Origin of the sequence: Paraburkholderia sp. JPY465 (assembly GCF_050436725.1) — a bacterium.
In the GTDB taxonomy this organism is placed as follows: Bacteria; Pseudomonadota; Gammaproteobacteria; order Burkholderiales; family Burkholderiaceae; genus Paraburkholderia; species Paraburkholderia youngii.
The window spans coordinates 478,058-490,595 of record NZ_JBNDMT010000003.1 but is presented as its reverse complement, the minus strand read 5'-3'; the positions used below and the strand labels follow the sequence as shown (position 1 = coordinate 490,595).

Below are 12,538 nucleotides of genomic sequence, written 5' to 3'. Positions count from 1 at the left end.
CTTTACCGGGCGAGGATCAGGCTGACATTGCTGCCGCCGAACGCGAACGAATTGCTCATCGCGTACTGCGTGCCCGTGCCGCGCGGCAGATGGCGCGCGCCGGCGACGAGATCGAGCGCGGGCAGCGCGGGATCGGCTTCGCCGTCCCACAGATGCGGCGGCAGCGTCGCGTTCTCATGCGCGAGCGTGAGCCACGCGAAGCCGAGTTCGGTCGCGCCGGCCGCGCCGAGCTGATGGCCGGTCAGCGGCTTGGTGCCGCTCGCGGCGACCCCGTCCGGAAAGACCCGCGCCATCAGATGCGCTTCCATTTCGTCGTTCTTCTGCGTGGCGGTCGCGTGCAGATTCACATAGCCGACCGCCGACGGCGCGACGCCCGCGTCCGCGAGCGCGTCGCGAAGCGCGAGTTCGCCGCCGACGCCCTGCGGGTCCGGCGCCGAAATATGATGCGCGTCGCTCGATTCGCCGACGCCCGCGAGCCGCACCGCCGCTTCGTCGCGGCTCATCAGGAACACGGCCGCGCCCTCGCCGACGTTGATGCCGCGGCGATTACGGCTCATCGGATTGGTGCGCGCGCTGCTGGTCGATTCGAGCGACGCAAAGCCCTGCACCGTCAATTCGCATAGCGAATCGACACCACCGACGACGACCGCATCGCACAGCCGCAATTGCAGCAGCCGACGCGCCGACGCGAACGCCTTCGCGCTTGACGTGCACGCGGTCGAAATCGTAAACGCCGGTCCCTGCACGCCGAGCGCGGCGGCCGCGAATGGCGCGGCCGTGCCGATTTCCATCTGCCGGTAGTTGAAGCTCTCTGGCAGCTCGCCGGCCCGGGCGTGATAGACGAACGCGGTTTCGGCCGCTTCGATGCCCGACGTGCTGGTGCCGAGCACGACGCCGATGCGCTCCGGGCCGTAGCGCTCGCGCGCGGCTTCGATCGCGGGCGCGATCTGCGCGAGCGCCGTGAGCAGCAGCCGGTTGTTGCGGCAGTCGTAGCGCGCGAGATCGGCCCGCGGCGCGAGTTCGAGCGGCGCGAGCACACTGCCGACGAACGCGTCGCCGATGCCGGTATGCACGTTGCCCATGCCGGGCGAATTCGCGGCAGCGAGCGCCGGCACGATCTGTTCGACGTCGCCACCGAGCGCGTTGATCATGCCGAGCGCGTGCAAATAGACTGTTGGCGCTTTCATCCCGCCCTCCGTGATTCCGATGACTTGCCCGATGACTTATTCGATGACTGCGCCGATGACTGCGCCGATGGCATGCCGATAGGCGCGAGCAACACGGCAACCGCGATGCCGAGCGCGAGCGTGGTGCCGAAACTCCGGAGCGCGGGCATCGCACTGACGCCGAGCATGCCGAACGACAACAACGTGGTCGCCGCCGACAGCAGCACGCCGGTCCACACCGCGCCGAGATCCGCGTCCGCGCGCGCGCAGCCTTCGCGCAGGAACACCGCATAGTTTGCGCCGACGCCGAGCACCAGCATCAGCGCGAGCCAGTTGAACAGATTGAGCGGCACGCCCGCATAGCCGAACACCGCCAGTGCGACGCCGACCGCGAACAACACGGGCAAGGTCGTGGCGATACCGCCGCGCGCCCCGTAGCGCAGCATCAGCAGCGCGCACACGAGCACGAGCGCGCCGCCGAGCCACCAGCCGCTATCCACGCGATACGCGCCGAACAGCTTCGATACGCTCGCGGCCTTGTCGACGAACACGACGCCGGGCAGGCCTTGAGCGAGCGCGATCAGCGCGGGCTCGTTGCGCGGCGTCACGCCTTGCGGGATCACGACGGCCGCATAGCTTGTTTCATGCGCCTGGTTCGCGTCGTTCGATCCCACCGCGCCGAGCCACAAATGCCGATACGGCTGCGACCAAGGCGCCGCGAGCCAGCGCTCGACGGTCAGCGGCGCGGGCGGCTGAGCGAAGCCGGCGAGCCACGCCTCGGCGACTTCGTCCTTGAAGCCCGCTTGCAGCAGCGTCGCGCGCAACGCGGCCGTGTCGTCGAACACATGCTGTGCAAGCAGCGCGCGATCTTCGTTCTGACGTTGCGCGGACGGCACGAACTGCGCGATCGACTGATAGCCGCCGACGCTATCCGCGGTGCCGTTCAGCGCATCGAGCTTCGCGCCGAGCGCTTCGGCGCGTTGCAGCACCGCTTCCTGGGTCGCGCCGCGTACGACGAAAAACTGCGCGCTGTTATCGACGCCGACCGCTGCGCGCACCGTATCTTCCTGCGCGGCCAGCGACGCATCGCGTTGGATCAGCAGATGGATGTCGTCGTCGCTGGTCAGACGCAGCCAGCCGGGCGCCGACGCGATCAGCAGCAGCGCGGCGACCAGCGGCGCACGCTTGCCGCCGAGCGCATGCTGCCAGCGCGCAAGCAGCCGCGCCGCGCCCGCGAACACGCGTCGCGGGCTGCGCTTCGGCGCGCGCGCGAGCAGCGCGGGCAGCAGCCACAGCACCGACGCGAACGCGGTCGTGATGCCCACCATCGCGAAGCACGCGATCTGCTTCAACGCGGGGAACGGCACCCACATCAGGATCGCGTAGCCGAGCAGGCTCGTCGCCAGCGCCACGCTCAGCGCGGGCCGCACGCTGCGCGCGCCGCGCCGCGCATCCCAGTCGCGGCCCGCGCCGAGATAAACGACGAAATACTGGATCGAATAGTCGACGGCCTCGCCGATCAGGCTCGCGCCGAACACGAGCGTCAACAGATGCAGCTTGCCGAAGATCAGCAGCGTCGCCGCGAGCGCGCAGACGATGCCGAGCGCGGTCGAGACGAAGCCGAGCAGCAACAGACGCGGCGAGCGAAAAACCCACATCATCAGCAGCGCGATGCCGCATAGCGACGCGATGCCGATCACGTGCACCTCGCGTTCGGCAGCGCTGCGCGCGGCCTCGGCGTAGAACACGGCGCCGGTGCGCGCGACCGATACATCGGGGAACGCCCGGCGCAACGTATTTTCCGCGTCGGCGAGCGCCGCGTGCACCGCGCGCTGCGTCTTCGTTTCATAAGCGGAGCCCGGCAGCGTCGCGATGATCAGCACGCCGGTGGTGTCGCCTTGCGCGTCGTGACGATGCGACACCAGCAGGTTGTCCTCGACTTCGAGATTCGTGGTCGCGAGCGGCAAATCGCCGAGCCAGCGTTCGAGCCAGCCGAACGGATCGTCGGCGAGTTGCGTGCTGAGGCCGCCTTGCAATGGGCTGTAGATGCGCTGCGCGAGCATGTCGTGCAGCGTCGTCGCGCTGGCGCTCGCGAGTGCGGTGCGATCGGCCGGCGCGAGCAGGCCGAAGCGGTACGGCAGATACAGCGCCGCGATCTGCGACAGGTCGAACGGCGGCAGTTCGGCCGTCACCGACGCAAATGCGCCGCTCTTTCGCAACGACGCACCCAGTTGCTTCGCGGCCGCTTTCGCGTGCGCATCGTCGCGGCTCGTGACGAGCAGCACGGTGCGATCGCCGAGCGCGCTCGCGAGCGTGTCGACCGCTTTTTCGGCGACCGGGTCCGCTTCGGTCGCGGGCAGCAGCGCGAGCAGATTGGTTTCGAGCGGTGACGGTCCGGCGAAGCGCCAGCCGCAATACAGCGCCGCCAGCAGCGCGAGCACGAGCCAAGCGGTGCGCACGCCCCATGCGCGTTTCGCGGCTCGCTGCTGCGGCATCTCCATCACGGCGCTCCGAACAGGCTGCGCTCGTCCGGCGTCGGCTCGGCGACGGCCGTGCTGTTCGCGAACTCGAGCTTCGTCACGTCGCCGTTCGCGAGCGTGATGCGCAGGCTTTGCAGATAATCGCCGCCGCTCATGTCGAGGCCTTTGATCGATTGCGCGAGCTGCGGTTGATTCGGCGTGAGGCGCATGCGCCATTGCGCGACGCTGCCTTCGGCGCTGACGTCGAACTGCGAGTACAGCGCCGACAGATCGCCGCCGAGCATCGCACGCATCATCTTCGACACCTGCGCGACGCCGCGCGTGCCCTGTGCGCCATGTGTGCTCACACGTCGGCCGCTGGCGTCGACCTGCGCGACACCGGCGTCGGTGATCACGTAGGTGGCCTTGTACGGCGTGTCGATTTGCCAGATCACGCCGCGCTCGCGGAAGAACAGCAACGTGCCGTTGCTGACGAGCGGCTGCTTCATCGCGGCGAGCGTCTGCGTCTGCGTGAATTGCGAGCGCACGCCCTTGGGCTGCGCGAGATGCGCGGCGATCTGTGAGACGAGCGCGGCGTTGGCCGGCGCAGTGTTAGCCGTTGCCGCATGCGCCGGTGCTGCCCATCCGGGCACGCACAGCGCGCCGATCATGCCGATCACGCCCGCGATCCGCGACACGGACGCACGTCGGTTCATCGTCCCCATACGCGCTCCAGCTTGTCGAATACGACCTGCGGCGACACGAACTGCAATTCCTCGGTGGCGGCATCGACGGCGACCTGGATCGTATAGCCCTTCGTGAGCCGCGCACCCGATTCGCAATCGACGATTTCATAGCCTATTTTCAGGCGGTTTTCGTATTCGAGCAGTTGCGCGCGCACTTCGAGCTTCTGTCCGTACACGGCGGCCCGCACGTACTTCAGATGCGCCTCGACGATCGGCCACAGATAGCCGGACGCCCGCATCTGGCGATAGTCGTAGTCGAACGCGCGCAACAGCGCCGCGCGGCCCAACTCGAAGTACTTCAGATAATTGCCGTGCCAGCACACGTTCATCGCGTCGACGTCGTGAAACGGCACTTCGACGGTCGCGCTCGCGGCGAGCACGTGCTGCGTTTTCGCGGGCTCGCTCATAGCTTGACTCCTTCCTGATCGTCGATCATGTCCAGCAGTTCGCACGCGGCAATGCGCGCGGTCAGCGCGCGCAGCTCGCCTTCGAGCGCGCGGTCCTCGTCGACGAAGGGCGAATGCGCGCCTATCTCGTCGATGAATGCGCGCAGCGGCGCGGGCAGCGGCGTCGCGCTATCGATGCGCAAGCGCAAACGCACGGCCTGCACCGTCGCGAGCGTGTGCGCGGCGGCGACCTGCTCGCTCAATTCGAGCACGCGCAGGCAGTCGCGCGCGGCGATCGTGCCCATGCTGACCTTGTCCTGATTGTGCGCTTCGGTCGAGCGCGAGAACACGCTCGCGGGCATCGTGTTCTTCAGCGCCTCGGCGCTCCAGGCGGACGATGAAATCTGCACGGCCTTGAAACCGTGATTGATCGCCGCGCGTTCGGGCGCCGCGCCCGACAGATTGCGCGGCAAGCCATTGTTGAAGTTGACATCGACCAGCAGCGCGAGCTGCCGGTCCATCAGATCCGCCAGATTGGCGACGGCGACCTTCAGCGCATCCATCGCGAACGCGATATGGCCGCCATAGAAGTTGCCGCCGTGCAAGATGCGTTCGTTGTCGGGATCGATGAGCGGATTGTCGTTCGCACTGTTCAGCTCGTTTTCGACGTCGCGGCGCACCCAGCCGAGCGCATCGCGCGCGACGCCGATCACATGCGGCGCGCAGCGAATCGAATAGCGGTCCTGCAGACGATGCCCGGGCGTGTCGGCGCGGCCGGCCAGATCGGCGCGGATCCACGCGGCCGCTTCGGCCTGGCCCGCGTGCGGCTTCACATCGAATAGCGTCGCGTCGAAGTGCGCGGCGCGGCCGTCGAGCGCGACGGTCGCCAGCGCGGTCAGACGGGCGACCAGCCGCGTCAGGTGCTCCGCGCGCGCTACCGCGAGACACGCGAGACCCGTCATCACGGCGGTGCCGTTCATCAGCGCGAGGCCTTCCTTCGGCGCGAGCGTCAGCGGCTCGACACCCAGCTCGGCCCACACGTCGCGCGCCGCGCGCAACGCGCCGGCGTACTGCACGTCGCGCTCGCCCGCGAGCGCCGCCGCCACGTACGACAGCGGCGTCAGATCGCCGCTCGCGCCGACCGAGCCCTCGGACGGAATGCGCGGCAACACGCGATGATTGATCAACGCCGCGAGGCGTTCGAGCAGCGCCGTGCGCACGCCCGAAAAGCCATACGCGAGCGAATTCAGACGTGCGGCGATCACGGCGAGGGTTTGCGCATCGTCGAGATACGCGCCCATGCCGCAGCCGTGATAACGCGTCAGTTGCAGCGGCAATGCCTCGACGAGCGCCATCGGCACGTCGACCACGCAGGCGTCGCCATAACCGGTGTTGACGCCGTACACGGTCGCGCCGGCGGCCAACTGGCGACGCAGGAACGCCGCGCCGCGCTCGATGCGCGCACGCCATGCGGGGTCGTCGCTCAGCGCGACGCACGCGCGCTGCCGCGCAATCGCGACGACCTCTTCGATCGTCAGTCGGCGCGCACCGACGACGACCGGCGCGCAGTCGCCAGCGCAAGCGGCATTCGCTACAACGGGTGCGGATCGCACATCGTTCAGATCATGATCGGCCATTCGCGCCTCGCTCGGAGCCGGCCCAGAAATCGAAGAAGTTGAACCATTGATATGGGGCCTTGCGGCAATAGTGTTCGAGGCGCAGCGCGTAGCGTTGCGCCCACGCGGCCAGATGCTGCGCGCGTTCGCGGCGCGGCAGCTCGATGCGCTCGGCGAACGGTTCGAAGTACATGCGATAGCCGTCGCGTTCCTTCAGGCAGAAGAACAGGTAGACCGGACAGCCGAGCGCATGCGCGAGCACGTAGGGCCCTTGCGCGAACGGCGCGCTCGCGCCGAGAAATTGCGCGTCGGTGGTGCGCCCCGCCTCGCGCGCCGGCACCCGGTCGCCGACGATCACCAGCAGCTCGCCCGCATCGATGCGCTGCTGCATCAGCACCGCGGTCTCGGGACCGAAGTCGCCGACTTCGAGCAGATGCCGCGCGAACTCGCGATTCGACGCCGCCAGCACCTCGTTGAAGCGCCGCGCATGTTCGGTGTAGACGACCGCCGTGACCTTCGCGTGATCGCCGCGGATTGCGAGCGCACGCATCATCTCCAGATTGCCGAGGTGTGCGCCGATTACGAGCGCGCCCTTGCCGCTCGCGATCAAGGCTTCGAATGCCGCGGCATCGTCGAACGTGACGTCGGTGTCGTCGACGCGGCCGGTCCATGCGGCGAGCTTGTCGAAGCCCGATTGCGCGAACGCGAGCATATGGCGATACGCGGAGAGCCACCCCGGGCGCGGCGTATTCGCCGACGGCGCGACCGCGTTCAGATGCGCGAAGTAGTTGGCCGATGCGGCGCGCGCGGCGCGGCCGGTCAGCAGAAAATACGCGACGACCGGATGCAGCCACAGTGCGGTGAAGCGGCGGCCGAACAGCTTGCAGCTCAGCGCGAGCAGGCTCATGCCGAGGCGGCTGCCGCGTTCGGCGATGCGCCACCACGCTTCGGGCCGGGGATCGCCGGCGGGTTCGTCCGCTGTGTCGGCGAGCGCGCCGCGGCGCGGCATCAGCTTGTGCGCGAGCAGCAGCGGCAGACGACACAGCATGCCGAACACGAGCCGCGTATGGCTGCGGCTGATGCGCACGTTGTCCCACAGCACGTCGAAATGCGACACGCCGTCGGCCGCGTAGGTCACGCGCGTCGGGATCGAGCGGAACGCGGCGCGCCGCCAGTGCAGTCGCACGAGGATCTCGATGTCGAAGTCCATGCGTGTCGGCAGCCGGACGCTGTCGATCAGCTCGCATGCGAGCGCGAGCGGATACAGACGAAAGCCGCACATCGAATCGCGGATCGTCAGCGACAGCGTCTCGATCCACACCCATACGTGGGTCAGATAGCGGCCGTACAGACGTGCCTTCGGCACGCTGTCGTCGTACACGGGACGGCCGAGAATCACCGCGTCGGGTTCGGCGCGCGCGGCATCGAGAAAGCGCGGCACGTCGGTCGCGTCGTGCTGGCCGTCGGCGTCGATCTGCAGCGCGTGCGTGTAGCCCGCGGCGCGCGCCGCGCGCAGGCCCGCCATCACCGCCGCGCCCTTGCCGCCGTTTTCGGGCAGACGCAGCAGCGTCATCTGCTGCGCGTATCGCAGCGCGAGCGCGGCGAGTACCTGCTGGGTCGGCTCGTCGCTGCCGTCATCGACGACGAAGATCGGCAAGCCGTGCACCGCGAGATTGGCGACGGTCGCGCCGATCGCGTCCTTGTGGTTGTAGATCGGAATGACGATGCAGGGCGCGAACTTCATCACGCGTCCTCCCGATGCACGAGCACGCCCGACGCGCATTCGCGACCGTCGAGCCGGTACGCGAACTGCACGCGCCGGCGCGCGGCATCGTAGGCGAGCGTGAGCTCGAGCACCGCACCGGGCAACACCGGCGCCATGAACTTCAGCCGATCGACCGACGCCACCGCGCGCACCCGCGGCCAATGCCCGGCCGCGAGCCGCGCCGCCCAGTCCACCTGCACGACGCCCGGCAGAATCGGCAGGCCCGGGAAGTGGCCGCTGAGATGCTGGAGCGACGGCGGCACTCGCAGCACAAAGTGCAGCGTGTTGCCGACGCGCGTTTCGGCCAGCACTTCCATACCCTCGGCGAGCGGCGCGAACGCGGCCGCGACCGCGCTCCCAGGCAGCTTGCCGCGCGCGTCGAATGGCAGGCTCACTCGAAAACGCCAGTGACGCGGCAGCACGACCGCATCGAAGTAATCGGCCAGATGCCGGCGCAGTGTTTTCGCGAGCGCGACGCGGCCTTCATCACGCAATGTCGCGCCGCCCGCTTCGGTCAGCGCGACCACTGCGCCGACCCGTTCGCGCGTCGCGCCTTGGAGCGGCACCAGCGCCGCCTGCGCGACATAGGGATGCAACGCGAGACGCGCCTCCAGCTCCGGCAGCGACACGCGCTTGCCGCCGAGCTTCAGCACGCGGTCGAGGCGCCCTTGCAAGCGGAAGCGCCCATCGGCGTCGAACGCGATGCGATCGCCCGTACGATGCCAGCCGTCGTGATCGAGATGCGGCGAGCGCACGCACAGCGCGCCGTCGTCGTCGCGGCGCACCTCGGCGCCGGCGACCGGCTGCCACGCGTCGCCCTGATCCTGACGCCGCCACGCGATTCCGCCGGTTTCCGTGCTGCCGTAGATTTCGAGCGGCGCCGCGCCGTAGCTCGCCGCATAGGCCTGCGCGGCGTCGGCCGCGAGCGGGCCGCCCGACGAAAAGAACGCGCGCGGCGCGGGCGCGAGCGCGGCGAAGCCCGGCAACGCGGGCCAGCGCGACAGTTGCGCGGGCGTCGACACGACCGCCGTCGCGCCGCATTGCGCGATGCGCGCCTGCAGCTGCAGCGGCTCCGTGCCGATTGCGCGATCGAACGCGCGGCCCGCCGCGAGCGGCCACAACACGCGAAACAGCAGACCGTAGATGTGGTGATGCGGCACGCTCGCGAGCATCGTCGCGTCGCCGAGCAATGCGCCCCACTGCTGTTCGAGCGTGTGGACTTCGGCGTTGAATTGCGCGAGCGCCTTGCGGATCGGCTTCGGCGCGCCGCTGCTGCCGGATGTGTAGAGCGTCAGCGGCGCGCGGGGGTCGATCGGTAGCGCGGTGTTGGCCGTGACGGCATGCGTCTCTGCGACGAACGGCGGCAGATCCGCATCCGTCAGCAGGAGGTCGTACGCGTCAGCGAGATCGGCAAGGTAGCCCGGCGTTGCACTGGCAGGAATCACCGGCTCCTTGCCGCACGCGAACAGCGCGAACAACGCGCACGCGAACTCGAACGGATCGTCGATACAAAGCGCACAGCGCCGCGAGTCGTGCGTTTGCACGAGTTCGATCAAGCCAGCGACGCGCGCGCGAAACGCCGCGCGATCGAGCAGCACGGCGCCGTCGCGGCACACCGGTGCGGCGGGCGTTGCGAGCGCGGCATCGGCCGACAACAGATCATGCAACGCGATCATCAGGCCGACTCCGAATCCGCGCGCGCGGCGCGCGGCAGCACGAACAGGCGTCGCCACACGTATTCGCCCGCCAGCAGCACGCCGATCAGTACATAGGCGATCGCGCCGTTGTACAGCGACCAGGCCGCGCGGCTCCAATAGAGCGCGGTATAGGCGGAGAACGCGCCGTTCAGCACGAAGAACGCGCACCACACCTGGGTCACGCGCCGCGTATAGTGCACCGCACCGGGCGGCAGATCGGGACTGCCGAGGCGCGCGAATTTTTCGATCATCGACGGCCCGCGCACGAGCGTCGCGCCGAACGCGATCAGCAAACCGAGATTGACGAGCAACGGATAGAAGCGCAGCAGCAGTTCGCTATCGGTGACGACGATCGTCGCCGACGCGCAACTCAGCATCGCCACCACGCTCCAGTCGAGTCTGGAAAGCTGCCGCAGCGGAATCGCGAGCGGACCGCCGCCGGCCCAGCGCTGCAGCCACAAGGTCACGAGCAGCATGCCGCCGACCAGACGCGGCGCATCCCAGCGCCAGGCACACAGGATCAGCACGGGGTAAGCGAGTTTCAGCAGCACCAGCACGACGGTCCTGCTCCAGCGAGGCCGCGCGCCGGACCCGCTTGCGGCGTGAGGTGGCTCCGGCATCTGCATGCGCGAGTGCGCGGCCCGCATCAGCCTTGCGCCGCGAGCAGCGATTCGACCGCGCCGATCACGTCGCCGACCGTGCGCACGGATTTGAAGTTCTCCGGCTTGATGCGGCGGCCGGTCATCTCCTGCAGCTTGATCGCGAGATCGACCGCGTCGATGCTGTCGAGATCGAGGTCTTCGAACAGATGAGCGTCGGGCGTCACGCGCTGCGGCTCGATCGCGAAGTTTTCCTGAAAGATCGCGCGGATGCGCTCGAGAATCTCAGTCTCGGTCACGATTCAATCCCCTTCCTTGCGGTTTCGTTCGCAGCGTGCGCCGCTTCGCGCTGGCTCGCGACCAGCGCGGCGAGCGTATTGATCGAGCGAAAGTGCTCGCGGGTACGTTCGTCGTTCGCCGCGATGGTCAGTTGGTATTGTTTGCGCAGCACGATGCCGATTTCGAGCGCGTCGATCGAATCGAGACCGATGCCGTCGGAACCGAACAACGGGGCATCGTCGTCGATATCGGCGGGGCTCAGGTCTTCGAGATCGAGGGCTTCGATCAGAAGCTTTTTAATTTCCAGTTTTAAAGAATCCATAATCGAACAGGTGCTGGGTAATGTGGGCTTCTACGGCATTCGTCACGCTGCGCGCCGCGATGGCCGCGGTGGTGTCGTGCGCGGCCAGCTCGGCGACGCCAAGCGGCGCGAGCACGTTCACGCGCATCCGGAAAGCGCGCGCCGGCACGTGGTACCAGCGCATCTGCCGCGTGAACGCGGGCGGATCGCAATCCATCAACACCGGCACGATCGGCGCACCGGCCTTCAGCGCCATGTGCGCGAAACCGCGCGAAAACGCGTGAAGCCGGTTCGGCGCGGGGCTGCGCGTGCCTTCGGGAAAAATGATCATCGTGTAACCGGCCGCGAGCTGCCTGGCTCCCGCCTCGACGAGCGCAATCGCGTCCGCGTTGCTCACGTATTCGGCCGCGCGCACGATGCCCCAGAAACACGGGTTTTGCCAATGCGCGTGCTTGACGACACAGCATGCGCGCGGCGTCAGCGACAGCAGGACCATCACGTCGAGGTAAGTCGGGTGATTCGCGACGACGATCGCCGGTCCGCCCGCGCGCAACGCCTCGGCCCCGGATACTTCGAGTTCCATCACGCCGAGGCCCCGCAGCACCGCGACGAGCGCGCGGAAAAACCGGTGAATCACGACGGTCACGACACGCTGCCGGGACGCGCGATGCGGCCACAACCACGCGAGCGGAAACACGAGCACCGAAAACAGCACGCCGCACACGCCGAACGCGACGAAGGCGAGGCCGGTCGCGCAAAAACGCCACGCGTAATCAAGCCGCGCGCTCATCCCACCTCCAGTGCCACAGCGCGCCGGCGCGCTGCCAGCGTGCGGGCTGGCCGGTTTCGAGGCAGTGCAGCAGCGCCTGGCTCTGGGTCGGAAAGCTCGTGGCGCCGCTCGGTGCGGTTCGCCGCTCGCCGGGTTGCCCGGCCACCGCTTCGTCGGTGCGGGTCAGGGAGCAAACAACGTGCCCTGCAGCCGCATCCTTGTCGAGCAACACCGCGATCGCGCCGCCGTGCACTTCGTCTTCGATCGTGCCGTACGCGAGATCGGCCGGTTCGTCGGCATAGACGAGCAGCACCGGCACGTCCGGTTGTGCCGCGAATTGCGCGTACGCTTCGAGCAGCGCATAGCCGAGCGTCTGCGCACCAGCCGATACCGCGCTCGCGGCCGAGCGGTCGCCGCGCGCGATCCCGAACACGCCGGTCATCGCGTTCAGCACCGACAGACTGAAAGCAGTCGGCGACACCGGTTCGCCCGCGCTGATGCTGCGCAGGATGTCGGTGGTGCGCCGCAATTCCCCGTGCCGCGACGCGAAAACCACGCGCGCGGGTTCCTGCGCGACGCAGTCGTGCGCGACCTTGAGCGCGACCTTGGACAGCGTGCTGAGACGCCGCCGCACGATCGGCTCGATAAAGCCGACATCGGGTGCGGCAGGCGAGGTAGCCGGCCAGCTAGACCAGCGACCGACCGGAATGGTCCAGTGCAGATCGGGCATATGGTGTTCGCGCGTAGAAACGGGA

General features: G+C 68.3%; 12 protein-coding genes. All 12 read right to left on the bottom strand.

Annotation, left to right across the window (positions count from 1 at the left end; genetic code table 11):
- Nucleotides 1–2: 2 nt before the first annotated feature.
- The 12 genes from QFZ94_RS16870 to QFZ94_RS16815 are packed head-to-tail and all read right to left on the bottom strand — an operon-like array spanning nt 3 to nt 12,513.
- Entirely contained in the window at nt 3–1,187 is a 1,185-nt protein-coding gene (locus QFZ94_RS16870) for a beta-ketoacyl-[acyl-carrier-protein] synthase family protein (protein ID WP_429458328.1), read from the bottom strand.
- A complete protein-coding gene (locus tag QFZ94_RS16865) occupies nt 1,184–3,667 on the bottom strand; it encodes an MMPL family transporter (protein WP_429458327.1) in 2,484 nt (827 codons plus the stop codon). Before QFZ94_RS16865 ends, QFZ94_RS16870 begins: the two co-directional genes overlap by 4 nt.
- Nucleotides 3,667–4,350, bottom strand: coding sequence for a LolA family protein (locus tag QFZ94_RS16860; protein ID WP_429458326.1), 684 nt, complete (start codon nt 4,348–4,350; stop codon nt 3,667–3,669). Before QFZ94_RS16860 ends, QFZ94_RS16865 begins: the two co-directional genes overlap by 1 nt.
- Complete coding sequence (locus QFZ94_RS16855) at nt 4,338–4,778, bottom strand: acyl-CoA thioesterase (RefSeq protein WP_368584899.1); 441 nt, start codon at nt 4,776–4,778, stop codon at nt 4,338–4,340. The genes QFZ94_RS16860 and QFZ94_RS16855 overlap by 13 nt, the downstream gene beginning before the upstream one ends.
- The gene (locus tag QFZ94_RS16850; protein WP_429458324.1) at nt 4,775–6,394 is read right to left on the bottom strand and encodes an HAL/PAL/TAL family ammonia-lyase; all 1,620 of its coding nucleotides are present in this window, start codon (nt 6,392–6,394) and stop codon (nt 4,775–4,777) included. The genes QFZ94_RS16855 and QFZ94_RS16850 overlap by 4 nt, the downstream gene beginning before the upstream one ends.
- Nucleotides 6,381–8,117, bottom strand: coding sequence for a glycosyltransferase family 2 protein (locus QFZ94_RS16845; protein ID WP_429458322.1), 1,737 nt, complete (start codon nt 8,115–8,117; stop codon nt 6,381–6,383). The genes QFZ94_RS16850 and QFZ94_RS16845 overlap by 14 nt, the downstream gene beginning before the upstream one ends.
- Complete coding sequence (locus QFZ94_RS16840) at nt 8,117–9,814, bottom strand: AMP-binding protein (protein ID WP_429458320.1); 1,698 nt, start codon at nt 9,812–9,814, stop codon at nt 8,117–8,119. The genes QFZ94_RS16845 and QFZ94_RS16840 overlap by 1 nt, the downstream gene beginning before the upstream one ends.
- Entirely contained in the window at nt 9,814–10,482 is a 669-nt protein-coding gene (locus QFZ94_RS16835; RefSeq protein ID WP_429458318.1) for a hypothetical protein, read from the bottom strand. Before QFZ94_RS16835 ends, QFZ94_RS16840 begins: the two co-directional genes overlap by 1 nt.
- On the bottom strand, nt 10,482–10,733 hold the full coding sequence (locus QFZ94_RS16830; RefSeq protein ID WP_013090186.1) for an acyl carrier protein: 252 nt from the start codon (nt 10,731–10,733) through the stop codon (nt 10,482–10,484). The genes QFZ94_RS16835 and QFZ94_RS16830 overlap by 1 nt, the downstream gene beginning before the upstream one ends.
- The gene (locus QFZ94_RS16825; RefSeq protein ID WP_176105339.1) at nt 10,730–11,035 is read right to left on the bottom strand and encodes a phosphopantetheine-binding protein; all 306 of its coding nucleotides are present in this window, start codon (nt 11,033–11,035) and stop codon (nt 10,730–10,732) included. Before QFZ94_RS16825 ends, QFZ94_RS16830 begins: the two co-directional genes overlap by 4 nt.
- Nucleotides 11,010–11,804, bottom strand: a complete 795-nt coding sequence (locus QFZ94_RS16820) for a 1-acyl-sn-glycerol-3-phosphate acyltransferase (protein WP_410851915.1) — start codon at nt 11,802–11,804, stop codon at nt 11,010–11,012. The genes QFZ94_RS16825 and QFZ94_RS16820 overlap by 26 nt, the downstream gene beginning before the upstream one ends.
- The gene (locus QFZ94_RS16815) at nt 11,788–12,513 is read right to left on the bottom strand and encodes a beta-ketoacyl synthase chain length factor (RefSeq protein WP_429458316.1); all 726 of its coding nucleotides are present in this window, start codon (nt 12,511–12,513) and stop codon (nt 11,788–11,790) included. The genes QFZ94_RS16820 and QFZ94_RS16815 overlap by 17 nt, the downstream gene beginning before the upstream one ends.
- Nucleotides 12,514–12,538 lie beyond the last annotated feature (25 nt).

What these genes read in the sequence shown, in the direction of transcription:
- QFZ94_RS16870 (WP_429458328.1), bottom strand. Translation starts at nt 1,187, where the DNA reads ATGAAAGCGCCAACAGTCTATTTGCACGCGCTCGGCATGATCAACGCG.
- QFZ94_RS16865 (WP_429458327.1), bottom strand. Translation starts at nt 3,667, where the DNA reads ATGGAGATGCCGCAGCAGCGAGCCGCGAAACGCGCATGGGGCGTGCGC.
- QFZ94_RS16860 (WP_429458326.1), bottom strand. Translation starts at nt 4,350, where the DNA reads ATGGGGACGATGAACCGACGTGCGTCCGTGTCGCGGATCGCGGGCGTG.
- QFZ94_RS16855 (WP_368584899.1), bottom strand. Translation starts at nt 4,778, where the DNA reads ATGAGCGAGCCCGCGAAAACGCAGCACGTGCTCGCCGCGAGCGCGACC.
- QFZ94_RS16850 (WP_429458324.1), bottom strand. Translation starts at nt 6,394, where the DNA reads ATGGCCGATCATGATCTGAACGATGTGCGATCCGCACCCGTTGTAGCG.
- QFZ94_RS16845 (WP_429458322.1), bottom strand. Translation starts at nt 8,117, where the DNA reads ATGAAGTTCGCGCCCTGCATCGTCATTCCGATCTACAACCACAAGGAC.
- QFZ94_RS16840 (WP_429458320.1), bottom strand. Translation starts at nt 9,814, where the DNA reads ATGATCGCGTTGCATGATCTGTTGTCGGCCGATGCCGCGCTCGCAACG.
- QFZ94_RS16835 (WP_429458318.1), bottom strand. Translation starts at nt 10,482, where the DNA reads ATGCGGGCCGCGCACTCGCGCATGCAGATGCCGGAGCCACCTCACGCC.
- QFZ94_RS16825 (WP_176105339.1), bottom strand. Translation starts at nt 11,035, where the DNA reads ATGGATTCTTTAAAACTGGAAATTAAAAAGCTTCTGATCGAAGCCCTC.
- QFZ94_RS16820 (WP_410851915.1), bottom strand. Translation starts at nt 11,804, where the DNA reads ATGAGCGCGCGGCTTGATTACGCGTGGCGTTTTTGCGCGACCGGCCTC.
- QFZ94_RS16815 (WP_429458316.1), bottom strand. Translation starts at nt 12,513, where the DNA reads ATGCCCGATCTGCACTGGACCATTCCGGTCGGTCGCTGGTCTAGCTGG.